Consider the following 25,952-nt stretch of genomic DNA (forward strand, 5'->3'; position numbering starts at 1 on the left):
GCCGAGTCAAGACTCGGACGAACGGCTACTTGTCAGACCAAGCGCGCGATCTCGTCCACGTCACGGTGCATCTGCTCGATCAGCGCCTCCGCCGAGTCGAAGCGCTTCTCGCCCCGGATCCGGTCCACGAACTGCAGCCGCAGCTCGCGGTCGTAGAGGTCGCCGTCGAAGTCGAGCAGGAACGCCTCGACGAGCAGCCCGCGCCCGGTCACGAACGTCGGACGCACGCCGATCGACACCGCCGCTGTCCACTCCCCCATCCCGGGCACGATCGCGCGGCACGCGTAGATGCCGTGGTCGGGCACCGCGAGCGTCGGGTCGGGCACGAGGTTCGCGGTCGGGAAGCCGAGCGTGCGGCCGCGCTTGTCGCCGTGGGCGACGATCCCGCGCGTCTCGAACGGCGCGCCGAGGAAGCGCCCGGCCTCGGCGACCTGCCCGCCGGCGACGAGCCCGCGAATGTGCGTCGAGGAGACGATCTCCCCGTCGAGCTCGACCATGTCGGTCACGCGCGTAGAGAACGCGGCCTGCTCGCTCAGCAGCGCCGCGTCGCCGCGTGCGCGGTTGCCGAAGCGGAAGTTCTCGCCCACGGACACCCAGGTGGCACCGAGTCGCTCGATCAGCTCGTGGTCGATGAACTCCTGTGCCGTCTGCCCCATCCGCGCCCCGTCGAACGGGACCACGATCAGCTCCTCGACCCCGAGCCCGGCGATCAGGTCGGCCTTCTGCGCGAGCGTCGTCAGCAGCTTGGGCGCGGCCTCCGGCGCCACCACCGTGCGCGGGTGCGGCTCGAAGGTGAGGACGCTGTCGGCGCCGTCGATCACGGCCCGGTGGCCGACGTGGACGCCGTCGAACTCGCCGACGGCAAGCCGGCGCTCGCGACGGTCGGCATCTGGCAGCCAGGTCGTCTTCACGCCCGGAAGCCTACGACGGGCTTCAGGAGGTCGTTCTCACGCGGCTCCGCGAGCGCGATCAGTCCGTCCTCGTCGCGCAGGCGGACGGTGCCGTGCGCGCTGCCCGGGACGGCGACGCCGTGGGCGGCCTTCGCGGCCGCCTCGCCGGTGAGCTCCACCGCGGGCATGAACGCCAGCGCGTCGTCCAGGGAGATCAGGCGCTCCTCGGACGCGTCGGCGACGTCGAAGTCGCCGATCCGCGTGCGCCGGAGCTCGACGCAGTACGCGTCGCCCAGCTCCATGATCAGCGACCGCACGTACGTCCCCGACGAGCACTCGATCACGAACGCCGCGCGGTCCTCCGTGCGCCACTCGCAGTCGAAGCGCGCGACGAACACCTGGCGTTCGGGGATCTCGACCGTCTCCCCCGCGCGGGCGAGCGCGTAAGCGCGCTTCCCGCCGATCTTGACGGCGCTGTAGGCGGGCGGACGCTGCGTGATGACGCCGGTCGGCAGGTGCAGCTCGCCGGGCATGTCCCCCGGCTCGATCTCGCCCTCCGGATCACCGGTCGTGGACGTGTAGCCGAGCCGCGCGACGGTCTCGTAGCGCTTCGGTTGCGCCATCAGGAACCGCTGCACGCGCGTGGCGCGCCCGACCAGGATCAGCAGCAGCCCGGTCGCGAACGGGTCCAGCGTGCCCGCGTGCCCGACCTTGGTGCCCTTCGGCAGCCCGCGTCGGATCCGGGCCACCACGTCGTGTGACGTGACCCCGGCGGGCTTGTCGACCAGCAGTACTCCGTCGTTCATGGCGATCAGAGCTGCTGGGCGAGCTGTTCCCGCAGGAACGAGACCAACTCGGGGAACTCGAGCTCGGTGGAGAAGCCGGCCGCGCGGCGATGGCCACCGCCGCCGCCCGCCCGCGCGATCGCGGAGACGTCCACGCGGTCGTCGGTGGCGCGCAGGGAGACCTTGCGCGTGCCGCTGCCGCCCAGCTGCTCGCGCACGAGGCCCGCGACCGCGGTGCCCTCGACGGAGCGCAAGTGGTCCACGACGCCCTCGGAGAAGGACTCGTCGGCGCCGGCCACGCGGTAGTCGTCGGCGGTGAGCTGCGTGACGGTCAGCAGGCCGCCGTCGAAGCGCTCGACGTTCGTCAGGCCGCGCGCCAGCAGCACGAGCTTGCCGTGCGGGACGCCCTCGTAGAGGTGCCGGTAGATCTCGTGCGGCTGCAGGCCGTTCGCGATCAGCTCCGCGGCCATCTCGTGCGCGCGCGGGCCGGTGTTCTCGTACATGAAGCGGCCGGTGTCCGTGACCAGGCCGACGTAGAGCGCGTCCGCCACCGCGGTGGACACCTCGACGCCCAGCCCGTGCGCGAGGTCCCAGACCATCTCGGCCGTGCACGAGGAGTGCGGGTCGACGTGGTTGATCGCGCCGAAGCGGGTGTTGTCGTGGTGGTGGTCGACGTTGACCACCAGTTGCGCGCCCGCGTCGCCGACCGGCGAGCGGTCGATGTTGCCGCAGTCGAGGAAGATCAGGACGCGCTCGCTCAGGTCGGCGGGCGGCTCGGTGACGAGGCCGTCGAGCTCGATGAAGCGGTACTCGTACGGCAGCGGGAACTCCTCGGCGGGCAGGAACGCCAACGCGTCCTTGCCCAGGGCCGCCAGCACGCCCTGCATGGCCGCGAGCGAGCCGACGGCGTCGCCGTCCGGGCGCTCGTGCGTCGTCAGGCAGAACCGCTCGTGTCCGCGGATCGCCTGCAACACCTCGTCCCGCGCCGATCGCGACCCGTTCGATCCCCCCATCAGGACGGGTCTTCCTGATCGAGAATCTCTGTAATCCGCATTCCGCGCTCCGGCGTGTCGTCGTAGACGAACTGCAGCTGCGGCGTGTTCTTCATCCGCAGCTCGGACCCGACGCGGCGCTGGAGGAAACCGTGTGCGCTGTCGAGCGCCTGCAACGTCCGCCGGCGCTCGCCGGGGTTGCCGAGCACCGACACGAAAACGCGGGCATGGCGAATGTCAGGCGATGTCTCGACTGCGGTCACGGTGACGAATCCGACCCTCGGGTCCTTCAGCTCTGTGGTGATCGCGGCGGACAAGACCTCCCTCACGGCCTCGTTGACCCGACGCATCCGATCGGAGGTCATCCTAGTGACTCCAGGTCTTCCCAGGATGCGAGCCGGTATTCAAGGCGAACCCCCTGTGGGAATCGGCCGTCCAGCGCACGCTGGATGGTGTCGACGGTGTGCTCGGCGAGCGTCACGGAGCGGGCCGCGATCGCGACCGCGAGCGTCGAACGCTGCCAGGAATCTTGGTGAGCCACTTCAGCCACGGAAACGTGTAGGCGCTCCCGGAGGAGCGCCTTTACGCGGTTGAGCTCGGCTCGCTTGCCCTTCAGCGAGCCGACCTCCGGAAAGAACAGATGCACGCGCATGAGAACCACGTACGCGTGCTCTTCCACGATCGTCTTAGGAGAGCTTGCGCTCCACCTGTCGGGTCTCGTAGACCTCCAGCGTGTCGCCCTGCTGCACGTTCTGGAAGTTGGCGAGCACGATGCCGCACTCGAAGCCCGTGAGGACCTCGCGCACGTCCTCGTTGAAGCGACGCAGCGAGCCGATCTCGCCGTCGTGCACGACCGAGCCGTCACGGATCACGCGCACCTTCGCGCCGCGCGTGACCTTGCCGTCGGTGACCATGCAGCCGGCGATGATGCCGATCTTGGACGCGCGGAACGTCTCGCGCACCTCGACCGTGCCGACGATGTCCTCGACGGTCTCCGGCGCGAGCATGCCCTCCATGGCGTCACGGAGCTCTTCGATCGCGCGGTAGATGATCGAGTACGTGCGGATCTCGACGCCCTCACGCTGGGCGAGCAGCGCCGCCTCGCCGACCGGGCGGACGTTGAAGCCGATCACGATCGCCTCGGACGCCGCCGCCAGGTTGATGTCGGACTCGGTGATGCCGCCGACGCCCGAGTGCACGATCTGCACCAGGATCTCGTCCTGCGGCAGCTTGGCGATCTCGTCCTCGAACGCTTCCAGGGAACCGGAGACGTCCGCCTTGATGACGACGCCGAGCTCCTTCTGACCGCCCTGCTGGTCGAACAGCTTCGCCAGCGAGAACTTGATGCCGCCACGCCGCGCCTGCGCCTCCTGCTTGAGGCGGTGGGCACGCTCGCCGGCGATCTGACGCGCCTTGCGGTCGTTCTCGACGACGCGCACGAACTCGCCCGCCTCCGGGACCGTGTCGAAGCCGAGGACCTCGACCGGCTCGGCCGGGGTCGCCGTCTTGACGCGCTTGCCCTTGTAGTCCGACATCGCCCGCACGCGGCCCCAGTGGGCGCCCGCGACGATGGCGTCGCCGATCTTGAGCGTGCCGCGCTGGACCAGGACGGTCACGACGGCGCCACGGCCCGGGTCGAGCTTGGACTCGATCACCGTGCCGGACGCATCGGCGTCCGGGTTGGCGGTGAGCTCCTCGATCTCGGCCGTCAGCAGCAGGCCCTCGAGCAGGTCGTCGAGACCGGCATGGGTCTTGGCCGACACGTCCACGAACATCGTGTCCCCGCCCCACTCCTCCGGCTGGAGGCCGAGCTGGGTCATCTCCGTACGGACGCGGTCGGGCTGCGCGCCCTCCTTGTCGATCTTGTTGACCGCCACGACGATCGGCACGTCGGCCGCCTTCGCGTGGTCGACGGCCTCGCGGGTCTGCGGGCGCACGCCGTCGTCGGCGGCGACCACGATCACGGCGATGTCCGTCGCCTCGGCACCACGGGCACGCATGGCGGTGAACGCCTCGTGGCCCGGGGTGTCCAGGAACGTGATGACCTTGTCGTTCTTGTGGACCTGGTACGCGCCGATGTGCTGCGTGATGCCACCGGCCTCGCCCGCGGCCACCTCGGACTCGCGGATCGCGTCCAGCAGCGACGTCTTGCCGTGGTCGACGTGACCCATGATCGTGATCACCGGCGGACGCGGCTCGAGATCCTCGTCCTCGTCCTCGTACGTCGGGTCCGCGTTCGCGTCCTCGGCGGCCGTGACGATCTCGATCTGCTTCTCGAACTCGTCGGCGAGCACCTGGATCGCCTCGTCGGTCAGCGTCTGCGTCAGGGTCGCCATCTCGCCGAGGCCCATCAGCTTCTTGATGACCTCCGGCACGGGCACGCCCAGGTACTCCGCGACGTCCTTGACGGTCGACCCGGAGTTGACGCGGATGACGTCAGCCTTCAGCGAGCTGGTGTCCTGCGCGACGGGCTCTTCGTAGGTACCGCGACGGCGACGGCCACCGCGACGGCGCGGCGGACGGTTGGGACCGCCAGGGCCACCGGGACCGCCGGGACGGCCAGGGCCGCCGCCGGGACCGCCGGGGCCGCCGGGGCCGCCCGGACGGCGCGAGGCCTGCGAGTCGATGACGACGCGGCGAACGCCGCCGCCGCCGGGACCCCGGTCTCCCTGAAGGCTGGTACGGGAAGGACGGCGCTGCTGGTCGCGGCCACCGGGGCCTTGACCGTCGCGGGCGCCGGGCTTGGGCTTGGGCTTCGCCTTCGGCTTGGGCGGAGCGATGTTCTCCGCGCGCGGGGCGCGGGCCGTGCCGTGGCCGAAGCCGGCACGGGCCTGCAGCGGCTGGGCCGGCGGCTTCTTGGCGACAGCGCCGTTGGCAGCGGCGGCCTTGGGCTTGGGCTTACCGGTGAGCGCAGCGTCGGCGAGCTTCTCGTCCACGGCGGTCGCGGCAGCCTTCACGTCAAGTCCGTACGCATTCAGGCGCTTGATGACCTCCGGGAGAGGCATCGAATATTGCTTGGCTAGCTCGTGGACGCGCTTCTTGGCCATGTTTGGGTTAAGTCTACGGTTTCCTGTGAGAGGGACACGGGCGCGCGGAACGCGCGGTTGAAGGCACGACGGGCTGTCGCGGCTTCGAAGCAGTCGCGGACTGGATGCAGCCAGGCGCCCCGACCTGGCAGGGACGCGCGAGGATCCGGCACCGCGCAACCGTCCACGTTAGCGAAGCGCAGCAATCGAGCCCGTGGCTCGACCGCTCCGCAGCCCACGCAACGGCGCCGAGGCCCCGCCTCGAGCTCGGACGCTCGGGGCGGGGCGGCGGTGCTGCTCGGCTTGGAACTACGCGCTGACGCGGTCCGTGTCCTGGTTGGCGAGCGCCTGGTGCGAGTCCAGGCCGCAGTAGCGCGACCCCGGCAGGCTGGCGTTCGGGCAGCGACGCCCGTTGCCGAGGATCGCGGCGCAACGGCCGCCGGTCTCCTCTTCCTCGCCGTAGCCGGTGTCCTCGTCCTTGGCGAACTCGGTCTCGCTCCGGATGTCCACGCGCCAACCGGTGAGGCGGGCGGCCAGACGGGCGTTCTGCCCCTCGCGGCCGATCGCCAGGCTGAGCTGGTCGTCCGGGACGATGACCGTGGCCTGCTTGTTGGTGTCGTCCACCAGCACCTCGCGCACACGCGCGGGGCTGAGGGCCTTCGCCACGAAGCGGGCCGGCTCTTCGTTGTACGGGATGATGTCGATCTTCTCGCCGCGCAGCTCGGACACGACCATGCGCACGCGGGAGCCACGCGGGCCCACGCAGGCGCCGACCGGGTCCACGCCGTCAGCGTGGGAGACGACCGCGATCTTCGAGCGGTAGCCGGGCTCGCGGGCGACGCCGGTGATCTCCACCAGGCCGTCGGCGATCTCGGGCACCTCGAGCTCGAACAGCTTCTTGATCAGCTCCGGGTCACGGCGGCTGACGATGATGCTCGGGCCGCGCGTCGAGGAGGAGACCTCCTTGATCACGGCCTTGATGCGCTGCGAGTGGTCGTAGCGCTCGCCGTCGACCTGCTCGGACTTGGGCAGCAGCGCCTCCACGCGCTCGCGCAGCTGCACGAGCGTGTAGCGGGAGTCGGACTGCTGGACGATGCCGGTGATCAGCTCGCCCACGCGGTCGCGGTACTCCTCGAACATCATGTCGCGCTCCGCCTCGCGGATCCGCTGCAGGATGACCTGCTTGGCGGTCTGCGCGGCGATGCGGCCGAAGTCGTGCGGCGTGACGTCGCGGATCTCGATCTGGTCCTCGAACTCGCTCAGGCGAGCGGGGTCGATGTCCGGAGCCTCCGGGATGATGACCTCGCCCGTCTCCGGGTCCACGCGGCGCTCGAGCGCGCCGGTCGCCTGCTCCTCGGCCTCGTCGAGGAGCTGGTCCTCGAGGTCCTCGGGCAGCAGGAACTCCTCGACGATGAAGTCGCCGGAGTCACGGTCCATGCGCACGCGGGCGTAGCGGGCCGCGCCGGGCTGCTTCTTGTACGCGCTGAGCAGCGCGTCTTCGAGCGCGCCCATCAGCTTCTCCTCGGAGATGCCCTTCTCGCGCCCGAGAGTCTTTACGGCTTCGACGATCTCAGCGGACATAGGCCTCAGTCTCCCACGAGATTCGAACGGTGGATGTCGGCGTAGGCGATCGACACGACGCCGGTCGACGCGGCAACGGTGACCGTGTCGTCGGTGGCGTTCAGCAACTCGCCGGTGAACGTCTTGTGGCCGTCCTTGGCCTCCCGCGTGCGGACCTTCGCCTTGCGCCCGACGTAGCGGCGGAAGTGCTCCGGCTTCGAGAGCGGGCGCTGCGTCCCCGGGCTGGAGACCTCGAGCGCGTAACGCTCGCGGAGCTCCGGCAGCTGGAGGGTCACGCGCTCGCACAGGTCGAGCGACACGCCCTGCGGATGGTCGATGAAGAGGCGAACAAGGTCGCCTCCGACGACCTCGGCGAGCAGCACCTCGACCTCAGGTTCCGTCTCCGCCAGACGGGCCTCGATCTCGGCCTGGATATTGCTCATGTCACCTCCCTTATTCATAAAAAAAGCGGGCTCTTCGCCCGCTTCCCAAAGTGGCCTACCGGCCGCGAAAAGCTTGTCCGTTCAGGTTAGCAGCGGACGCCACTTTCAGGCTGCATTGCGCGCACGATCCCGGTAGATCGCGTAGTCGCGGCGGCGGGGGTTCATGTTGGCGGCGAGCGTGAGCGGCTTGCGGGCCTCGCGGTTGCGCCCCAGCTGCATCAGGCTGCGGCCGAGGCAGAACAGCGCGTAGTCGTTCGTGGGCGCGCGGTCGACGACCGCCTCGAACTCCGCGCGGGCCGGCTCGTAGTTGCCGGAGCGGTAGTACGCCCGGCCGAGCGCCTCGCGGATCGAGGTCTTCTCCGGGTCCAGGTCGCGCGCCTTCTGCAGCGGGACCGTGGCCTGGTGGAAGTGCCCATCCTCCAGCAGCGCCATTCCTCGCTGGTAGAGGTCATAGACATCGTCCATCCCCTGGATTGTAGGCCTCAGCGGGGCGGCAGGGCCCACCAGGCGCGCAGGCGGCCGAGCACGCCTCCTCCCCGTGCGAGCTCGGACCGCAGGCCGCGCCGCTGCGCGCGCGTCGGGCGCGCCGGCTCGTCGCGGTAGCGGCTCTCGCGGAGCGCCCGGATGTACCCGGCGGCTTCCGGCGTGCGCTGGCCGAAGCGCAGCTCGAGCGCGTGCAGCGTCGTGCCCGTCGCCGGCACGCGGCGGGTGCGCTTGAGGGCGCGCTCGAGCTCCGACAGCGCGGGCGGCGCGCCGGCGCGCCAGCGACGGACGGCGACCGCGGCCAGCGCGACCACGGCCAGGCCGGCGAGCACGAGCAGCGCGTAGTGCCACCACGGGCGTGCCTCCTCGGCGACCGCGACGCCGCCGCCGCGGTCCTCGAGCGGGTCGGCCAGCGTGAGCGGCGCGCCGGTCGGCGACGAGCTGCCGCTGACCGACGCCGCGTCCGCGGGCTGGCTGCGCGCGGGGCTGGCGGCGGGGGTCGGGTCGAACGTCAGCCAGCCGTAGCCCGGGTAGTAGGCCTCGACCCACGAGTGCGCGTCGAAGTCGCGGACGACGTACTCACCGGTCTTGGTGTCGGTGGCACCGGTCGAGAAGCCGGTCGCGACCCGCGCGGGGATGCCGGCCATCCGCAGCAGCAGCGCCATCGCGCCCGAGTACTGCTGGCAGTAGCCCTGGCGGGCGTCGAACAGGAAGCCCTCGAGCGTGTGCGCCTCCGGCGGCGGGGTCTCGCTGTAGGTGAAGCGCGTCGTGTCTCCGAGGTAGGCGAGCACGCGCTGGACGTAGTCCTCCGGCGTGTCGGCGCCGTTGGCGAGCTCGCGCGCGAGGTCGTAGGTGCGCTTCAGCCCGGCCTGCTCGAGCAGGCCCATCGGGTTGCCGAAGGTGCCCTCGCGCGTGAAGAGGTCGTCCGGGTCCTCGCCGAAGAACGGGAAGCGGATGAAGTTGCGCGGTGAGCCGGTGACGGTGGGGTCGGCGGTGACGATCGCCGTGTACTCCTGCAGCGACTCGTCGTAGTCCGTGCTCGCGCGGCGGCGCTGGTTCTCGGTCGGGCGTGGCGTGTAGACCTCGGCCGTGTACGCGTCACCGCGGCGCAGCGTGCGCGGCGCGACGTACAGCCCGTCCAGCGTCGGCAGGTCGTCCAGCCGCGGGATGTCGACGTCGAACGCGTAGCCGGCCGTGATGAACCGGTCGGTGCGCAGGTTGCGGATGGAGACCTTGATCTTCTGGGTCGAGCGCTTGACGAGCCGCGGGTCGTCGTCGGGCACGTCGGGCGTCGTCGAGCCCATCCGGCTGCGCACCCACTTCTCGCCGTCGAAGATGTCGAGGTTCTCGGCCTTCCAGTACGCGGGCTTCTGCGCCGCGACCCGCAGCAGCTCGCGGCCGTCGCGCGGCCAGTGGAGGCCGTCGTAGCTGTGCTCCCAGCTGAACGTGGTCGACTTGGAGGTCGACGTCTCCGCCGCCCACGTCTCGTAGTCGAACCACGGCTGGTCGCGGTTGAGCACCGGCGCCGCCGCGAACGCGACCAGGGTGGTGACGAGCGCGAGGACGCCCGCCATCAGCGCATCCGTCCGGCGCAGCTTTTCCAGGCGCAGGAACGCGACCATCAGCAGCGTGAAGAGCGCGCCGCGCAGGAACTCGTGCTCCATCACCAGCGCGACCACCGGCACCACGTAGAGCGTCATCAGCGCGAGCAGCGCGAGGCCCGGGAACCCGAGCTTGCTGCGGCGCGGCCAGAACGCCAGCACCGCGGCCAACGCGACGAGCGCGGAGCCGCCGAGCGGGATGACCGTGCGCACCCAGTCGTCGAGCCCGCGGTAGGGCACGCGGATGCCCGGCAGGTCCGAGAGCGCTCGCGAGATCCCGCCGGCGAGCTCTCCCCACCCGGTCGGCAGGACCAGCTCGTCCGCCACCCGCCCGGCCAGCAGCATCAGCGCGGCGATCGGGACGAGCGCGGCGATCGCCCCGAGCGTCCGCGCCTTCGTCGTCGGCAGCCGCCCGGCCGCGAGCATCAGCCCGGCCGCCACCAGCCCGACGAGCGCGACGAGCCAGCCGCGGCCCGTCTCGGCCGGCTCGAGCAGCTGCATCCAGTGCAGCGACCCCCAGGCGACGAGCGCGAGGAACGGCAGCAGCCGCGCGACCGCCACCGGCAACACCGGCGTGCCCGCGCCGGCACGGACGCGCGGCGCCGGCGCGGAGACGGGCCGCGCGACGACGGCGGGATCGCGGTGCGCGGGGATGGCCGCGCTCACGACACGGCCTCCACGAGGGGCGACGCGGCGAAGGGCAGCGCGAGCGGCGCGAGCGGCGCGGCGGCGAGCCGCGGGGGCGGCGCGAGCGGCGCGGCGACGGGCGGCGCGAGCGGCGCGGCGGCGAGCCGCGGGGGCGGCGCGAGCGACGCGGCGACGGGCGGCGCGAGCGGCGCGGCGGCGAGCCGCGGGGGCGGCGCGAGCGACGCGGCGACGGGCGGCGCGAGCGGCGCGGCGGCGAGCCGCGGGGGCGGCGCGAGCGACGCGGCGACGGGCGGCGCGAGCGGCGCGGCGGCGAGCCGCGGGGGCGGCGCGAGCGACGCGGCGGCGAGCCGCGGGGGCGGCGCGAGCGACGCGGCGACGGGCGGCGCGAGCGGGGCCGCGGCGAGCGGGGCCGCGGCTCGGCGGACGCGCGGCGCGGCCGCCGTGCTCATGCGGCGCCCTCGAGGGCGGCGACCGCGGCGCCGCCCGAGTGGCGGCCGGCCGGGTAGCCGTAGCAACCCGCGACCTCGAGCAGGGGGCGGCGGCCGCCCATCTGGCCCGGGACGACCATCAGGCAGCCGCCCGGGGTGCGGCCCAGGCCGCGCGGGGCGCGGTCGACAACGCGTGCGGCGACGTAGATCACCAGGCCGCGGCGGTTCTGGGCGGCGGCCAGTGACGGGCCGACGTCCTCGCCGAGGAGCGCGAGGCGGACGTGCAGCGGCGGCCAGGTGGCCATGTCCGGCTCGATCACGGCCGCGCGACGGTCGCCCGGCAGCAGCAACGAGCAGCCCGTGCGCTTGGCGAAGTAGACGGCCAGCGAGGTCGCGGCCCGGACGGCGGCGTCGAGGTGCTCGGGCTCGGCGGGCGCGCGCGGGTCGAGGATCACGATCGGGCGCGAGTCGGCCTCGGAGATCAGCTTGCGCTCCATCAGGCCGGCGCCGCGCGCGAACGACTGCCAGTGGATGCGCGAGGCGGGCGAGCCCTCACGCCAGGGCCGCAGGCCGTCGACCTCGGTCTCCGCCGCCGCGAGCAGCGAGGCGCGGGCGTGCGCCGGGGTCGCGTCTCCCCCGCCCGCGGTGACGCTCACCGGGAAGACCCGCGGCAGGACGAGCACCTCGTCGGTGGCGGGGCCGGTGATCACGCGCTGGGCGAGCCCGAACGGGTCGCGCAGGACCAGGGCGGGGGGCGGGAGCTTGCGCCGGCCGCGCCGTCCGAAGGTGACCTCGATCCGCACGCGCGCCTGCCGGCGCGCGGCCGGGAGCCGCAGCGGCTCGGGCAGCAGCGGCTCGTCGATCCAGCCCGGCGGCAGCGGGAAGCGCCCCGCATGCGCGAACAGCTTGACCTGCAGCGGCTGATCCTCGACGACCGAGCGGGCACCGATCTCACGCGTGAGCTTCGCGCCCATCGAGCCGACACCGATCCAGATCAGCGCGCCCGCCCCGAGGAGCAGGAGCGCGGCGCCCGTCACGTACAGCGGCTCGGCGTCGAACGTGCCCGCCACGATCAGCAGGACCGCTCCGAGCGCCGCGCAGCCGAGAGCGGAGCGCACGACCGCTCCCTAGAGCGCCGGGACGGCGGCGATCGCGTCCCGGATGATCTCCGAGCGCTGCACGCCGGCGGCCTCCGGGGCGAGCATGATCCGGTGCGAGAGCACGGGGTCGGCCAGCGCCTGCACGTCGTCGGGCAGCGCGTGGTCGCGCCCGTGCACCAGCGCGCGGGCCTTCGCGGCGCGCAGCAGCATCAGGCCGGCGCGCGGGGAGGCGCCGAGCTCGGTGCGGTCGTCGTCGCGGGTCCGGCGCAGCAGGGTGACGATGTACTCGCGCAGGGCGCGCGACGCGTGCACGCGGTGCGCGGTCTCGACGGCGTCGACGATCTCGGCGCGGTCGGCGACCGGCTCGAGGTCCATCACGCGGTCGTGCGACTCGTGCCCCATGAGCATCCCGGCCTCCTCGGCGGCGGTCGGGTAGCCGAGCGAGAGGCGGACCATGAAGCGGTCGACCTGCGCCTCGGGCAGCGGGTAGGTGCCCTCGTACTCGACCGGGTTCTGCGTCGCGAACACCAGGAACGGGCGCGCGAGCTCGTGCGACATGGCCTCGACCGTGACCTGGCGCTCCTGCATGCATTCGAGGAGGCCCGACTGGGTCTTGGGCGACGCGCGGTTGACCTCGTCCACCAGCACGACGTTGGCGAAGATCGGGCCCGGGCGGAACTCGAAGCGCGACTCGCGCTGGTTGTAGATCTGCGTGCCGATGATGTCCGCCGGGAGCAGGTCCGCCGTGCACTGCACGCGCGCGAACTGGCAGTCGATCGAGCGCGAGAGCGCGCGCGCCAGCGCGGTCTTGCCCACCCCCGGGTAGTCCTCGACCAGGATGTGCCCCTCGCTGAGCATCGTCACGGTCACGTGCTCGAGGACCTCGTCACGGACCTGGACCGCCTTGCGGATGTTCTCCGTGATGCGGCGCGCGACGGATACCGCGGTGTCGATCTCCGCCTGCGCCAGGCGCTCGGGGACGGCTTCCTCGAGGGGTTCCATTCAGCGGACCTTTGTGTCGTTTGATGAAGAGCGGCTCAAGACGGAATCCAAGATGGCGGCCGCGACCGCGTCCTTGGACGTCTTCGGGACGTGATGCTCGCCGTCGGCCGTGACGATCCACACCTCGTTGTCCGCGGCGTCGAACCCGATGCCGGCACCGCTCACGTCATTCACGACGACGGCATCCAACTTCTTGCGCTCGAGCTTGGAGCGACCGTAAGCGAGTGCACCGTCACCGTGCTCGGCGGCGAACCCGACGAGCAGCTGGCCGGGGCGACGACGATCCGCGAGCGAGGAGAGCACGTCCGTTGTACGGACGAGCCGCAGATTCAGTTCCGCGCCCGTCTGGTCCTTCTTGAGCTTGCCGCCGTGGGCTTCCTCGGGCCGGTAGTCGGCGACCGCGGCGGCCATGATCAGCACGTCGCACGCGTCGAAGCGCTCGGAGCACGCGTCGGCGAGCTGAGCGGCGGTCGTCACGTCCACATACTCGATCCCCGGCGCGCGCGGGAGCGACACGTTCGCCGCCACGACGGTGACGTTGGCGCCGCGGCGCTTGGCCGCCTCGGCGAGCGCGAACCCCATCCGGCCCGACGAGCGGTTGCCGATGAAGCGCACGGCGTCGATCGGCTCGCGCGTACCGCCCGCGCTGATCAACACGCGCAGCCCGTCCAGCGCGCCCCCACCCGCCAGCACGTCCTCGACCGCGGCGAGCAGCTCCGGCGGCTCGGGCAGGCGCCCCACCCCGAACTCCCCGGGCGAACCCAGCGGTCCGACGCCGGGCTCGAGCACCGTGACCCCGCGCGCGCGAAGCGTCGCGAGGTTCGCCTGCGTGGCGGGATGCTCGTACATCGCGTTGTTCATGGCCGGAGCGACGATCAGCGGTCGCTTGCAGGCCAGCGCCGCGGCGGTCAGCAGGTTGTCGGCGAGGCCGTTCGCCAGCTTGGCCAGCGTCTCGGCCGTGGCGGGCGCGATCAGGTACGCGTCCGCGCGCTCGACCAGCGCCAGGTGCGAGAGCGGAGCGTGCTCAGGCAGCGGGTCGCCGGGGAAGACGCCGCGGAGCGGGTCCGGCTCCCACTCGGTGATGAGCACGGGCGCGCCGGTGATGCCGGCGAACGAGGCCGGCCCGACGAAGCGCGTGGCCGCCTCAGTCTGCACCACGCGCACGCTGTGGCCGGCCTTCAGGGCCAGCCGCGTGAACTCGAGCGCCTTGTAGGCCGCGATCCCACCGCACACACCGAGGAGGATGCGCGGCATGGGCGCTCCTAGCGGTAGCGGTACGCGACCTTGCCGGTCGCGACTTCCTCGAGCGCGATCGTCAGGTAGTTCTTCGACGCGGTGTCCACCATCGGGGGCGGGAACTCCTCGAACGTGCCCTCACCCAGGTTGTGGTAGTACGAGTTGATCTGCCGCGCGCGCTTGGCGGCGACGATCACGCTCGCGTACGGGGAGTCGACATGCTCGAGAAGGCGGTCTACGCGCGGAGAAATCACACCGCCATTCTAGCTGCGGCGATCCTCCTCATGTGCAGCACTTCCGCGAGCGCCGCGGACGTGCTGCGCGTCGGGTTGCGCGAGGAGGTCCACGGGCTGCTGGCGGGGCCGGACGGCGGCGCGTACGCGCAGGTCGAGCGCCCGGGCGGCAAGACGGACGTCGCGCGCGTGCTGCCGGACGGGCGCACCGTGCTCGCGCGCGGGTTCCCGCTCCTCGACGGCGGCGCGCTCGGCCCCGACGGGAGCGCCTGGTACGGCGGTGACCGGCGCTCGCGGCTCGTGCGGGTGGACCCGGCCGGGACCGCGCACACCGTCGCGGTCCCCGAGCCGGGGCTCCTGGCCCCACTCGCGAGCGCGCCCGACGGCACCCTGTGGGGGCCGAGCGAGGAGGCGGAGACGCTCACCCGCCTCGGCCCCGACGGCCGGCTCGAGCAGACCGCGAGCGGCCACGATCCCTGCTCCCCGCGCGGGCTGGACCGGCCGCCGCTCGTCCGCGCCGCCGACGGCGCGCTCTGGCTCGCGGACGAGTGCCGCGTCCTCACCCGCGACGGCGTGGTCGTCGAGCTGCCCGGCGGTGCCGACGCGCTGGCGGCCGATCCCACCGGCGGCGTCTGGGTGCTGCAGGGCGACGGGTACCCGTACGAAGTCGTGCACGTGACCGCCGACGGCCGGCTTCTGGCGACGACGTTGCCCCGCGGCAGCGCGAGCGACATCGCCGCGGCGCCCGACGGCAGCGTCTGGGTCGCGTTCCGCCGCTGCACCGTCACCCGCGTGGGCGCCGACGGGCAGGTCACCAACGTGCCGGCGCCGCTCGCCGCCAAGGAGCTCGCCTTCGACGGCACCGGGCAGCTGTGGCTCGCGAACCGGGCCCGGCTCGCCCGCGGGCTCGACGGCACCTGCGACGGCTCGGCACCGCGGGTGCGCGTCCCCCGGCGGACGTCGCTCGCCGCCCTGCGCCGCGGCATCCCGGTCACGGTGAGCGGCCGCGCGCACGTGACGGCCTACACGACCGCCGACGTGAAGGAGCCGGCCTTCAGCGCGACGCCGACCACGCGGACCCTCCCACGCGCCGGCCGGTTCCGTGCTCGGGTGGCCTACTCCGAGCGCCGCCAGATCGAACGATCGCCGACGACGGTCAGGGTCGTCGTGTCCGTGACCGATGACGAAGGGAATGAGGAAGGACACGAGTTCCGGGTGCGCGTGACCCGATGAGAGCCCTCGCGGTCGCGGCCGCGCTCAGTGCCCCGTTCGGGGGCTCCGTGTCCCAGCTCAACGTCGCCCCTGACGGGGCAGCGTGGGTCATGGAGGCCAACGGGAACCGTCAGCGCGCGCTGCGCATCACGCCGGACGGCGCGGTCCGCGCGACGACGCTCGAGACCTACGCCGCGACGACGACGATCGGCGCCGACGGCCAGCTCTGGTTCATCGACTACCAGAACACCCTGCACCGCATCGACGCCGGCGGGACCGTCACGCGTGTGCGTGACGGCGACGGGGACCAAGCGCAGCGTGACGTGCCCTCGAGCCTCGTGAGCGGACCGGACGGCGCGCTCTGGACGATGACCCGCGGCCGTCGGCCGGCTCTCCTGCGCTTCACGACCGACGGACCCGCGCAGCAGACGCCGCTGGAGCTGTCCGCGTGCGACACCCCGCTGGACCTCGGCGACCTCACCCGGGCCACCGACGGAGCCGTGTGGGCGTCGGACGCGGGCTGCGACCGGCTCGTGCGGATCGCACCGACCAGCGAGGCCCGCACCGTGGTCTTGCCGCCCGTCCTCGGCGTGCACGGGCTCGCCGCGGACGCCACCGGCGGGATCTGGTTCGGCGCGTCGACGTCGCTGGGTGGGCACGTGGACGCGGACGGCCGGATGACGTTCCTGCCGCCACGTCCGTTCGACAGCAGCCGCGAGCCCACGGCGATCGCCGTCGCCCCGGACGGCCGGCCGTGGTTCGCGACGGGGAGCTGTCGCCTGCTGCGCGTGAACGCGGCGGGCGGCGTCGAGAGCCGCCGCGCGCCGATCCCGGCGCGTGAGCTCGCGTTCGACGCCGGCGGCGGCCTGTGGCTCGCGAGCGAGCGACGCGTCGCCCGCGGCGATGCCCCCACCGACGACTGCGACGACCGACCGCCAGCCGCCCGCATCCGCGTGGACGGAACGATCAGGCGCGGCGTCCGGGTCACCGTCGACGAAGACGCCCGAGGGTCCGCGACGCTCGCCCTCCTCCCCGGCGGGCGCTCGAGACACGCTCGGCTCGGGCCGGATCGCCAGTTCCGGATCCGGGGCGCTCGCGGCGGCACGCTGCGGCTGAAGACGCCGCGTCGGTGGCACATCGAGCGCGGCGACGTGATCCACGTCGGCGTCTATCTTCGCGACGAGGACGACAACGAGGACATGCGTTACGCCGAGTTCCGCGTGACGCGCTGACGCGCGTTCCGGGTACGACGGCTCCGGTGAGAGCCTTCTGCACGATCATCGCCCTCTTAGCGCTCGCGGCTCCCGCGCACGCTGCCGACCTCCGCGTCGGCCTGAAGTCGTCCGTCCGGCAGCTGATCGTCGGACCGGACGGTGGTGCCTGGGCGCACGTGAGCGCCACGCGGAGCTCGCGCGTGGTGCGCATCACGCCGCAGGGCGCCCAGCGTTCGACGCGGACATCGGCGTACGTGGGTGGCGGGCTCGGGCCGGACGGGCGGGCGTGGCTGCTCGACGGTCCCGACCTGCTGCGGATCGACGGCAACGGCCTCGCGACCCGCACGCCGGTCGCGGCCGGCTATGACGAGCTCGTCACCGCCCCGGACGGCACGGCGTGGGTGTTCGACGGCGAGAACGGCGCGCGCCTTGCGGCCGACGGCACGGCGCAGCCACTGGACCTCGCCATCCCCGGCTGTCCGAAGGCGTATCCGCACGGGCTGACACGTGCGGCTGACGGCGCGATCTGGTTCTACGCCTCCCACTGCGGCTTCGTCCGCGTCCCGCCGGGCGGCACGCCGACGGTCGTCGCGAACCCCGACGAGGCGGGGACGATCCTTGCCCCCGACGCCCACGGCGGCATCTGGTTCTCCGTCCACATCGGCCCGGGCGGCGGGCACGTCGACACGAGCGGGCGCGTGACCCTGCTCAAGCGGCCCGGACACCTCGGCACCCGGGACGTCGCGGTCGCTCCGGACGGCAGCGCCTACTACGCCACCGGGCAGTGCTTCCTCACGCGCGCGGCCGCGGACGGGCGCGTCAGCCGGCATCCGATCGCGGTCCCGGCCACCCTCGTCGACTTCGACGCGGCGGGCGGCCTGTGGCTCGCGACCCCGTCCCGCGTGCGCCACACCACGCTCGACGCCCCGGCCGCGGGCTGCGACGACACGCCGCCGACCGTGCGGATCGTGCCCGATCCGGCCAAACCCGTCAGCCTGGCCGCGCTGCGTCGCCAGGGCGGCTTCAAGCTCACGGTCGGGGAGCCGTTCCAGGTCGAGGCGTACGTGTTCGACGGCCCGGGTGACTACAGCTTCGGGCACGTGTACACGTCCGTCACCGCCCGCGGCGGACGGACCGTGCGGATGGCCCTCGACGTGGACGAGCTGCGTGACCTCGCCCGCCAACGGGACGAGCCGCTGGCGCTGGTGGGGACGGTGCGCGACCGCGAGGGCAACGAGGGCGGCTTCGAGCACGAGCTAAGGCTGAAGCCATGAAGGTGCTCGCCACGATCGTCGCCTCCCTGGTCCTGGCCGCGCCCGCCCAGGCGCAGGACGTCTTCCGGCTGGGCCTCGGCGACAGCCTGGACACGGTCCTCACCACCCCCGACGGGGGCGCATGGGCGAGCGTCTGGACCCGTGACGGCGTCGAGATCCGCCGCGTGGCGCCCGACGGGACCGTGCGCACGACGCCCGCGCTACCGCCGCTCAACGCGCTCGTCCTCGGCCCCGACGGACTGCCGTGGCTGCTGTCCGGGATCTCGATCGAGCGCGTCGACGCCGCGGGGGCGCTGACCACCGTCGCCGCGGACGCGTTCGGCTCCGCGCTCGCCACCGGCCCCGACGGGACGGGCTGGATGCAGACGGAGGAGGACCAGATCCAGCACGTCGCGCCGGACGGCACCATCACCACCGCCGACGTCACCGTGCCCGGCTGCGCGTACTTCCGCGTGGAGACTCTGGCGCGCGCCAGCGACGACGCGATGTGGTTCTTCGCGAGCGGCTGCGGCGTCGTCCGCTGGCCCCGCGGCGGCACGCCCGCCGTGATCGCTCAGTCGGCCGACTACGTCCAGCGCCTGGTGCCCGACGCGACCGGCGGCATGTGGTTCAGCTCGTCGTACGCGCCCGGTGGCGGCCACATCGCCGCCGACGGCCGCACCCTCCGGCTGCGCGGGATCGAGCGCACGTACGACGTCGCCGTCGCGCCCGACGGCACCGCCTGGTTCACGACCGGCCGCTGCCGCCTCGCCCGCGCGAACGCCGACCGCTCCGTCTCGCTGATCCCGACCTCGATCCCCGCCCACGAGGTCGAGCTCACGCCGGACGGCGGGATCTGGCTCGGCAGCCGGGGCCGACTCCAACGGACGACGCTGGGCGCTGCCGTGGCCCCGGGCTGCGACTCCACCCCGCCGAAGGTCACGCTCACGCCCAGGCCCGGCAAGCGCTTCACGCTCGCGGCGCTGCGCCGCAACCGCGGCCTCACGATCACGGTCCGCGAGCCGTTCGCGCTCCAGGCCGCGTTCGTCGACGGCGACGGCGAGCCGTTCCGGCGCGCCGCGAAAGTCGTCGCGGCTCCCCGCGGCGGCAGCGTGAAGCTGCGGCTCAGCCCCGCGGAGCTGCGCCGGCTGGCACGGAGCAAACGCCCCGCCGTCAGGCTGTGGGGCGATCTGCGGGACCGCGAGGGCAACTACCTCGACCTCGAGCGGGAGCTGCGGGTCAGGCGCTAGGCGACGCCGCGGACGATCCGCTCGAGCGCGGAGACCGCGTCGTCGAGGCGGTCGTTCTCGACCACGTGCGCGAACTCGTGCTGCGCTTCCAGCTCGGCCTTGGCGACCGCGAGCCGGCGCTCGATCTCGTCCTTGGCGTCCGTCCCGCGGCCGACGAGGCGCAGGCGCAGCGTCTCCTCGTTCGGCGGGGCGATGAAGATCCGCACGGCGTCCGGCAGGGTCTGGGCGATCTGGCGCGCGCCCTGCACCTCGATCTCGAGCACGACGCTGTGATCGGCCGCGACGCGCTTCTCCAGCTCGGAGCGCAGCGTCCCGTAGCGGCGGCCGGAGTACTCGGCGTGCTCGACGAAGTCGCCTTCGACGACGCGACGGTCGAACTCCACGTCGTCCAGGAAGTGGTAGTGCACCCCGGGCTCCTCCCCCGGCCGCGGCGAGCGCGTGGTGGCGGAGACGGCGAGCTCCAGATCCGGCATGCGCTCCAGGAGCGTGCGGATCAGCGTGCCCTTCCCGACCCCCGAGGGGCCGGTGATGACGAAGACCTTGCCCGGCACCTAGCGGCGCAGCATGGAGATCAGCTCAGCGCGCTGGCGCTCTGAGAGACCACCGATGGTCTTCGAAGGTGAGATCCGGCAGACCTGCAAGACCTTGTTCACCTTTACGCGTCCGTACTTCGGGACGGCCAGGAGCATGTCGAACACCTTGGCGGTCTCGATGTACTCGGGAGGCTCCATCAGAAGCAGGTGGATGCTGGCCCGTCCAGCCTTGAGGTCACGCTTCAAAGACGCGCGCTTGGTCCGGATCTCGTTCGCGCGCTGGAGTGCCTCCATGCGCTGGACGAGGGAACGCTCAGGGGCAGCCGTGGTGGGCTTGGCGGGCGTCTTCGTCGCTGGCGGCATGGGCGGCGAGTCTACAGCGCTGGGAGCCGCCGACAAGGGTCCTGACAGAAACATCGCTTCACCTGAACTTGAGGTTCAATCCTTCGAGGGGTGTGGCATAGCAAGTCCTGCGTTTGCAGGACTTTTCCCTGGACCAATGTTCGGGCACGGACCGACCGTCCAGGTAGGCCTGGACCGGTGGTCGAGCTGGAGCTGCGCCCGCACGCAGTTCAGTACGGGCGCACTCTAGCCCATCGATTCAGGCGTGTACCCCGTTGCGGTGGAGCTCTTGCAACGAGATCACCGGAGGCTCGCTGAAGCGGGCGGCGCCGATGGCGCGAGCGGCCGCCATCCCCCCGGCGATGGTGGTGATGCACGGGACGCCCCGCGCGACCGCTGCCCGTCGGATCTCATACCCATCGCTGCGTGCGGCGGTACCGGTCGGGGTGTTGATCACCAGGTCGACGTCGCCCCGATCGATCCAATCGCGGACGTGTGGAGAGCCATCCTGGATCTTGTTGATCGTCTCGACCGGAATGCCCATCCGCTTGATCGCGGACGCCGTTCCGCGCGTGGCCACGATCCGGAACCCGAGATCGTGCAGCTGGGCGGCGATCCCCATCGCGGCCGCCTTGTCCGAGTCGGTCACCGTGAGGAAGACCGTGCCCTGCGTCGGCAGCTGCGTGCCGGCCGCCGCCTGGGCCTTGGCGAAGGCGGCGGGGAAATCCGTCGCGACGCCCATGACCTCACCGGTGGAGCGCATCTCGGGGCCGAGGAGCGCGTCCGAGCCGGCGAAGCGGTCGAACGGCATCACCGCCTCCTTGACGGACACGTGCGGGCCGCAGGGGTCCTCCGGCAGGCCCATGCCCGCCAGCTTCTCCCCCAGCATCACCCGGCAGGCGATCTTCGCCAGCGGCTGGCCGGTGGCCTTGGACACGAACGGCACCGTGCGCGACGCGCGCGGATTGGCCTCGATCACGTACAGGTCGTCGCCGTAGACGGCGTACTGGATGTTGATCAGGCCGACGACGCCCAACGCGCGCGCGAGATCGCTCGACGCCCTGCGGATCTCGCCGAGCATCTCCGCGCCCAGCGAGTGCGGCGGCAGCGCGCAGGCCGAGTCGCCGGAGTGGATCCCGGCCTCCTCGACGTGCTGCATGATCCCGCCGATCCACACGTCCTCGCCGTCGCAGATGGCGTCGACGTCGACCTCGATCGCGTTCTCGAGGAAGCGGTCGAGGAAGATCTCGCCTTGCGGGCGCGTGCGCGCGAAGTAGTCGGCGAGCATGTCCGTGTCGTAGACGAGCTCCATCGCGCGGCCGCCGAGCACGTAGGACGGGCGGACGAGCAGCGGGAACCCGACCTTCGGCGCGGCGCCCAGGGCCTCGTCCGGCGACTGCGCGAGGGCGTACGGCGGCGCCTTGAGCTCGAGCCGCTCCAGGAGCGCGCCGAAGCGGCCGCGGTCCTCGGCGAGGTCGATCGCATCCGGCTGCGTGCCCAGCAGCTTCACCCCGGCCGCCTCCAGCCCCGCGGCGAGCCGCAGCGGCGTCTGACCGCCGAAGGACACGATCACGCCCTCGGGCTGCTCGACCTCGACGATCGCGAGCACGTCCTCGAGCGTCAACGGCTCGAAGTACAGCCGGTCGGACGTGTCGTAGTCGGTTGACACGGTCTCCGGGTTGCAGTTGACCATCACCGCGTCCCGGCCCGACTCGCGCACGGTCATGGCGGCGTGCACGCAGCAGTAGTCGAACTCGATGCCCTGGCCGATCCGGTTCGGACCCGAGCCGAGGATCATCACGCTCGGCTTGTCGCCGCGCCGGACCTCGTTCGCCTCCGCCCGGTCCCAGGCGGAGTAGAAGTACGGCGTCTCGGCCTCGAACTCGGCGGCGCAGGTGTCAACCGCGCGGTACGAGCGCACGCCTTCGAAGGCGTCGTCGAGGTGGTTGAGCTCGCGCAGGTACCAGGGGTCGATCCCGGTCCGGGCGCGCACCTCGCCCTCGGAGACGCCGCGCTTGAACAGCTCGAGGATGAGGTCGAAGCGGTCGGCGCTCGGCGACTCCAGCCGCGTCAACAGCGCCTCGTCGCTGCCCGACACGTCGGGCTGCGAGTCCAGCTCGCGCGAGCGCAGGGCCTTGCCGAAGGCCTGGCCGAACGTGCGGCCGATGGCCATCACCTCGCCCACGGACTTCATGTGCGTGGAGAGCGTGGAGTCCACGCCGGGGAACTTCTCGAACGCGAACCGCGGCCACTTGACGACGACGTAGTCGAGCGTGGGCTCGAAGGACGCCGGCGTGGCCTTGGTGATGTCGTTCGGGATCTCGTCGAGCGTGTAGCCGACCGCCAGGCGCGCGGCGATCTTCGCGATCGGGAAGCCGGTCGCCTTGGAGGCGAGCGCCGAGGACCGCGACACGCGCGGGTTCATCTCGATCACGACGATCTCCTCGGTCGCCGGGTTGACCGCGAACTGGACGTTCGAGCCGCCCGTCTCGACGCCGACGGCGCGGATGACCGCGATCGCCTGGTCGCGCAGCTTCTGGTAGACGCGGTCGCTCAGCGTCTGCTGCGGCGCGACCGTGACCGAGTCGCCCGTGTGGACGCCCATCGGGTCGATGTTCTCGATCGAGCAGACGATCACCACGTTGTCCGCGTGGTCGCGCATGACCTCGAGCTCGAACTCGCCCCAGCCCAGGATCGACTCGTCGATCAGGATCTGGCCGATCGGGGACGCGTCCAGGCCGCGCGCGACGATCTCGTCGAACTGCTCACGCGTGCGCGCGATGCCGCCGCCGCGCCCGCCGAGCGTGAACGCCGGGCGGATGATCAGCGGCAGGCCGAACTCGAGCGCGGCCGCGGCCTCCTCGGCCGAGGTGGCGATGATGTTGCGCGCGGTCCGCAGGCCGGCGGCCTGCATCGTCGCGTCGAACTCCTCGCGGTTCTCGGCGCGGTTGATCGCGTCGTAGTTCGCCCCGATCAGCTCGACGTCGTACTTCTCGAGCGTCCCGTCCTCGAACAGCGTCTTGGCGAGGTTGAGCGCCGTCTGGCCGCCGAGCGTCGGCAGCAGCGCGTCGGGGCGCTCGCGCTCGATCACCTGCGTGACCGGGCCCGGGAGCAGCGGCTCGACGTACGTCGCGGTCGCGAACTCCGGGTCGGTCATGATCGTCGCCGGGTTCGAGTTGACCAGGACGACCTCGTAGCCCTCCTCGAGCAGGACCTTGCACGCCTGCGCGCCCGAGTAGTCGAACTCGGCCGCCTGGCCGATCACGATCGGGCCCGAGCCGAGGACGAGGATCTTCTGGATGTCGGTGCGCTTAGGCATGCGCGGCCTCGAACAGCGCGATGAACTCGTCGAAGAGCCCGAGGGAGTCGTTCGGGCCGGGGCCGGCCTCGGGGTGGTACTGCACGCAGCCGGCGGGAACGTCGAGCAGGCGGATCCCCTCGATGGTGTTGTCGTAGAGGTTCACGTGGGTGAGCTGGGCGGCGCCGAGCTCGGACTCGATGATCTCCCCCGGCGTGCCCGCGACCGCGAAGCCGTGGTTCTGGGAGGTGATCGCGATCCGGCCGGTCCGCAGGTCCTTGACCGGGTGGTTGGCGCCGCGGTGGCCGAACGGGAGCTTGAACGTCTCAAGGCCGGCAGCGCGCGAGAGCAGCTGGTGGCCGAGGCAGATGCCGAACACCGGCTTGGTGCTCAGCAGCGTCTTGATGTTCTCGACGATGTAGTCCAGCGCGGCCGGGTCGCCCGGACCCGGGACGAGGAAGAACCCATCCGGGTCGGCCTTCAGGAGATCCTCGGCGGACGTCGTGCACGGGTAGATCTCGAGCGTCGCGCCGCGGGAGGTGAAGTTGCGGATGATCGAGCGCTTGATGCCCGTGTCCAGCGCGACGATGCGCGGGCCGTCGCCCTCGCCCGCGAAGATCGTGGGCTTGGCGATCGTCACCTCGCGCGCGAGGTCGCGGCCGACCATGCTCGGCTCGGCGGCGATCCGCTCGCGCGCCTCGTTCACGGGCACGTCGGCGGTGAAGATGCCGCCGCGCATCGAGCCCGCGGTGCGGATGTGGCGGACGAGCGCGCGCGTGTCCACGCCCGCGATGCCCGGGATGCCGTTGGCCTTGAGCCAGCTCAGCCAGCCCTGCTCGGCGGCCGGCGCGTCGTCGTAGTCGACCGCGGCGCGCATGATCGCCCCGCCCGCGTGGATGCGGTCGGACTCCATGAACTGCTCGCTGACGCCGTAGTTGCCGACGTGCGCGGTGGTGAAGGTGATCAGCTGGCGCGCGAAGCTCGGGTCGGTCATCGACTCCTGGTAGCCCGACATGCCGGTCGTGAAGACGACCTCGCCAGTGGTCGAGACGGGCGCGCCGACGGACTCGCCGTCGAAGCGCGTGCCGTCTTCCAGTAGGACGTAGGCGCTGCTCATACGGCGTTGAGGATCCTTTCCCGGTACACGATGCCGCCGGCGGCGATCGTGGTGACGACCTTGCCCTTCAGGCGGCGGCCGCCGAAGCAGCAGTTCTCGCTCTTGGACTCGTAGCCGGCCTCGCCGACTTCCCACTCGGCGTTCAGGTCGATCAGGACCAGATCGGCGGTGCGGCCGACGGCGATCTCCGGCGTCGGCAGGTCCAGCAGCGCAGCGCCCGCCGTGAGCTTCTCCACCAGCAGCGCCAGCGGCAGGATGTCCGCCGTGTAGACGGCGGCGAACGCGGTCTCCAGACCGGTCGTGCCCATCGGGGCCTGCTCGAACGGCACCTCCTTCTCCTCGCGCGCGTGCGGCGCGTGGTCGGTGGCGATGCAGTCGATGGTGCCGTCCTTGAGGCCCTGGATGAGCGCCTGGCGGTCGTCCTCGGTGCGCAGCGGCGGGTTCATCTTCAGCCGCGTGTCCAGCTTCTCGGCGACCGCCTCGTCGGTCAGCGTCAGGTGGTGCGGGCTCGCCTCGCACGTGATCTGCACGCCCTTGGCCTTGGCGGCAGCGATCACCTCGACCGACTCGCGCGCGCTCAGGTGCTGGATGTGGATGCGGCCGCCCTCGTAGCCGGCGATCGCGGCGTCGCGGGCGATCAGCGTGGACTCGCTGATGCTCGGGATGCCGGCCAGGCCGAGGCGGGCCGAGACGACGCCCTCGTGCATGACGCCCTTGCCCGACAGGGTCGGGTCCTCCTCGTGCAGGGCGATGATGCCGCCCGCGAGCTTCTGGTACTGCAGCGCCTTGCGCAGGATCCCGGCGTTGTGGACGGGCTTGCCGTCGTCGGTGAAGCCGAGCGCGCCGCACTCGCGCAGCTCGGCCATCTCGGTCATCGTCTCCCCCGCGAGGCCGCGGGTGATGCTGGCGAGGAAGCCGACGGGGATGCGCGCCTCGCGGCGGGCCTGCTCGCGCAGGGAGCGCAGGATTGGCGCGGAGTCCACGGTGGGCGTCGTGTTCGGCTGCGCGACGATCGCGACGAAGCCGCCGGCGGCCGCCGAGCGCGTGCCGGTCTCGAGGTCCTCCTTGTGCTCCTGGCCCGGCACGCGCAGGTGCACGTGCGGGTCGACGAAGCCGGGGAAGAGGTGACGGCCGGCGCCGTCGAGCGTCTCGGCGCCGTCGGCGGCCAGGTCGGCGCCGATCTCGGCGATCTGGCCGCTCTTGATGCGCACGTCGACGCGCTCGTCGATCCCCGTACGGGGATCGAGCACGTGGGCGCCCTTGATCAGGACGTCGGCGGGCGGGGTGGGTCGGTGGTCGAGCATGA

General features: G+C 72.2%; 25 protein-coding genes. 4 read left to right on the forward strand and 21 right to left on the reverse strand.

Annotation, left to right across the window (positions count from 1 at the left end; genetic code table 11):
* Window positions 1-32: 32 nt before the first annotated feature.
* The 16 genes from ribF to rpoZ all read right to left on the reverse strand — a co-directional run bounded on the left by ribF (window position 33) and on the right by rpoZ (window position 14,448).
* Entirely contained in the window at window positions 33-911 is an 879-nt protein-coding gene (gene ribF / locus C8N24_RS27310) for a riboflavin biosynthesis protein RibF (RefSeq protein ID WP_121256126.1), read from the reverse strand.
* Complete coding sequence (gene truB / locus C8N24_RS27315) at window positions 908-1,696, reverse strand: tRNA pseudouridine(55) synthase TruB (RefSeq protein WP_121256128.1); 789 nt, start codon at window positions 1,694-1,696, stop codon at window positions 908-910. Before truB ends, ribF begins: the two co-directional genes overlap by 4 nt.
* Before the next feature lie 5 nt (window positions 1,697-1,701).
* Entirely contained in the window at window positions 1,702-2,688 is a 987-nt protein-coding gene (locus C8N24_RS27320; RefSeq protein WP_245971982.1) for a DHH family phosphoesterase, read from the reverse strand.
* Window positions 2,688-3,032, reverse strand: coding sequence for a 30S ribosome-binding factor RbfA (rbfA, locus tag C8N24_RS27325; RefSeq protein WP_245971983.1), 345 nt, complete (start codon window positions 3,030-3,032; stop codon window positions 2,688-2,690). Before rbfA ends, C8N24_RS27320 begins: the two co-directional genes overlap by 1 nt.
* On the reverse strand, window positions 3,029-3,346 hold the full coding sequence (locus tag C8N24_RS27330) for a DUF503 domain-containing protein (RefSeq protein WP_121256132.1): 318 nt from the start codon (window positions 3,344-3,346) through the stop codon (window positions 3,029-3,031). The genes rbfA and C8N24_RS27330 overlap by 4 nt, the downstream gene beginning before the upstream one ends.
* Window positions 3,347-3,353: 7 nt before the next feature.
* Window positions 3,354-5,714 carry a translation initiation factor IF-2 gene (infB, locus tag C8N24_RS27335; RefSeq protein ID WP_121256134.1) on the reverse strand — a complete coding sequence of 787 codons (2,361 nt, stop codon included), beginning with the start codon at window positions 5,712-5,714 and terminating at the stop codon, window positions 3,354-3,356.
* Entirely contained in the window at window positions 5,687-5,932 is a 246-nt protein-coding gene (locus C8N24_RS35635; RefSeq protein ID WP_121256136.1) for a DUF448 domain-containing protein, read from the reverse strand. Before C8N24_RS35635 ends, infB begins: the two co-directional genes overlap by 28 nt.
* A 70-nt stretch (window positions 5,933-6,002) precedes the next feature.
* The gene (nusA, locus tag C8N24_RS27345) at window positions 6,003-7,274 is read right to left on the reverse strand and encodes a transcription termination factor NusA (RefSeq protein ID WP_245971984.1); all 1,272 of its coding nucleotides are present in this window, start codon (window positions 7,272-7,274) and stop codon (window positions 6,003-6,005) included.
* Window positions 7,275-7,279: 5 nt separating this feature from the next.
* Window positions 7,280-7,696 (reverse strand): ribosome maturation factor RimP, encoded by a 417-nt coding sequence (locus C8N24_RS27350; RefSeq protein ID WP_121256138.1) that lies wholly within the window; start codon window positions 7,694-7,696, stop codon window positions 7,280-7,282.
* A gap of 105 nt (window positions 7,697-7,801) precedes the next feature.
* Window positions 7,802-8,161 carry a tetratricopeptide repeat protein gene (locus C8N24_RS27355; protein ID WP_121256140.1) on the reverse strand — a complete coding sequence of 120 codons (360 nt, stop codon included), beginning with the start codon at window positions 8,159-8,161 and terminating at the stop codon, window positions 7,802-7,804.
* 17 nt (window positions 8,162-8,178) lie between these two features.
* Window positions 8,179-10,446, reverse strand: coding sequence for a transglutaminaseTgpA domain-containing protein (locus tag C8N24_RS27360; protein ID WP_121256142.1), 2,268 nt, complete (start codon window positions 10,444-10,446; stop codon window positions 8,179-8,181).
* Window positions 10,443-10,877: a hypothetical protein gene (locus C8N24_RS27365; RefSeq protein ID WP_121256144.1), complete on the reverse strand. Its 435-nt coding sequence runs from the start codon at window positions 10,875-10,877 to the stop codon at window positions 10,443-10,445. The genes C8N24_RS27360 and C8N24_RS27365 overlap by 4 nt, the downstream gene beginning before the upstream one ends.
* Window positions 10,874-11,974 carry a DUF58 domain-containing protein gene (locus tag C8N24_RS27370; protein WP_121256146.1) on the reverse strand — a complete coding sequence of 367 codons (1,101 nt, stop codon included), beginning with the start codon at window positions 11,972-11,974 and terminating at the stop codon, window positions 10,874-10,876. The genes C8N24_RS27365 and C8N24_RS27370 overlap by 4 nt, the downstream gene beginning before the upstream one ends.
* Window positions 11,975-11,983: 9 nt before the next feature.
* Complete coding sequence (locus C8N24_RS27375; RefSeq protein WP_121256149.1) at window positions 11,984-12,958, reverse strand: AAA family ATPase; 975 nt, start codon at window positions 12,956-12,958, stop codon at window positions 11,984-11,986.
* Complete coding sequence (gene coaBC, locus C8N24_RS27380) at window positions 12,959-14,212, reverse strand: bifunctional phosphopantothenoylcysteine decarboxylase/phosphopantothenate--cysteine ligase CoaBC (protein WP_121256151.1); 1,254 nt, start codon at window positions 14,210-14,212, stop codon at window positions 12,959-12,961.
* 8 nt (window positions 14,213-14,220) lie between these two features.
* A complete protein-coding gene (gene rpoZ, locus C8N24_RS27385) occupies window positions 14,221-14,448 on the reverse strand; it encodes a DNA-directed RNA polymerase subunit omega (protein ID WP_028065114.1) in 228 nt (75 codons plus the stop codon).
* A 30-nt stretch (window positions 14,449-14,478) separates the two neighbouring features.
* Here rpoZ and C8N24_RS27390 point away from each other — a divergent pair, with 30 nt between their 5' ends.
* The 4 genes from C8N24_RS27390 to C8N24_RS27405 are packed head-to-tail and all read left to right on the forward strand — an operon-like array spanning window position 14,479 to window position 19,356.
* Entirely contained in the window at window positions 14,479-15,660 is a 1,182-nt protein-coding gene (locus tag C8N24_RS27390; protein WP_121256153.1) for a virginiamycin B lyase family protein, read from the forward strand.
* The gene (locus C8N24_RS27395) at window positions 15,657-16,871 is read left to right on the forward strand and encodes a Vgb family protein (protein ID WP_147448007.1); all 1,215 of its coding nucleotides are present in this window, start codon (window positions 15,657-15,659) and stop codon (window positions 16,869-16,871) included. The genes C8N24_RS27390 and C8N24_RS27395 overlap by 4 nt, the downstream gene beginning before the upstream one ends.
* 26 nt (window positions 16,872-16,897) lie before the next feature.
* Complete coding sequence (locus C8N24_RS27400) at window positions 16,898-18,127, forward strand: NHL repeat-containing protein (protein WP_121256157.1); 1,230 nt, start codon at window positions 16,898-16,900, stop codon at window positions 18,125-18,127.
* The gene (locus C8N24_RS27405) at window positions 18,124-19,356 is read left to right on the forward strand and encodes an NHL repeat-containing protein (protein ID WP_121256159.1); all 1,233 of its coding nucleotides are present in this window, start codon (window positions 18,124-18,126) and stop codon (window positions 19,354-19,356) included. Before C8N24_RS27400 ends, C8N24_RS27405 begins: the two co-directional genes overlap by 4 nt.
* On the opposite strand, the gene gmk is transcribed toward C8N24_RS27405, so the two are convergent.
* The 5 genes from gmk to C8N24_RS27430 all read right to left on the reverse strand — a co-directional run bounded on the left by gmk (window position 19,353) and on the right by C8N24_RS27430 (window position 25,950).
* Window positions 19,353-19,907, reverse strand: coding sequence for a guanylate kinase (gene gmk / locus C8N24_RS27410; protein ID WP_121256161.1), 555 nt, complete (start codon window positions 19,905-19,907; stop codon window positions 19,353-19,355). The two genes, C8N24_RS27405 and gmk, sit on opposite strands and share 4 nt — an antisense overlap.
* Window positions 19,908-20,252 carry an integration host factor, actinobacterial type gene (gene mihF / locus C8N24_RS27415; RefSeq protein ID WP_121256163.1) on the reverse strand — a complete coding sequence of 115 codons (345 nt, stop codon included), beginning with the start codon at window positions 20,250-20,252 and terminating at the stop codon, window positions 19,908-19,910.
* 238 nt (window positions 20,253-20,490) lie between these two features.
* On the reverse strand, window positions 20,491-23,550 hold the full coding sequence (carB, locus tag C8N24_RS27420) for a carbamoyl-phosphate synthase large subunit (RefSeq protein ID WP_121256165.1): 3,060 nt from the start codon (window positions 23,548-23,550) through the stop codon (window positions 20,491-20,493).
* On the reverse strand, window positions 23,543-24,646 hold the full coding sequence (gene carA / locus C8N24_RS27425) for a glutamine-hydrolyzing carbamoyl-phosphate synthase small subunit (protein ID WP_121256167.1): 1,104 nt from the start codon (window positions 24,644-24,646) through the stop codon (window positions 23,543-23,545). Before carA ends, carB begins: the two co-directional genes overlap by 8 nt.
* Window positions 24,643-25,950, reverse strand: a complete 1,308-nt coding sequence (locus C8N24_RS27430; protein WP_121256169.1) for a dihydroorotase — start codon at window positions 25,948-25,950, stop codon at window positions 24,643-24,645. The genes carA and C8N24_RS27430 overlap by 4 nt, the downstream gene beginning before the upstream one ends.
* Window positions 25,951-25,952: the final 2 nt, after the last annotated feature.

Source organism: Solirubrobacter pauli, assembly GCF_003633755.1.
GTDB classification, from domain to species: Bacteria; Actinomycetota; Thermoleophilia; order Solirubrobacterales; family Solirubrobacteraceae; genus Solirubrobacter; species Solirubrobacter pauli.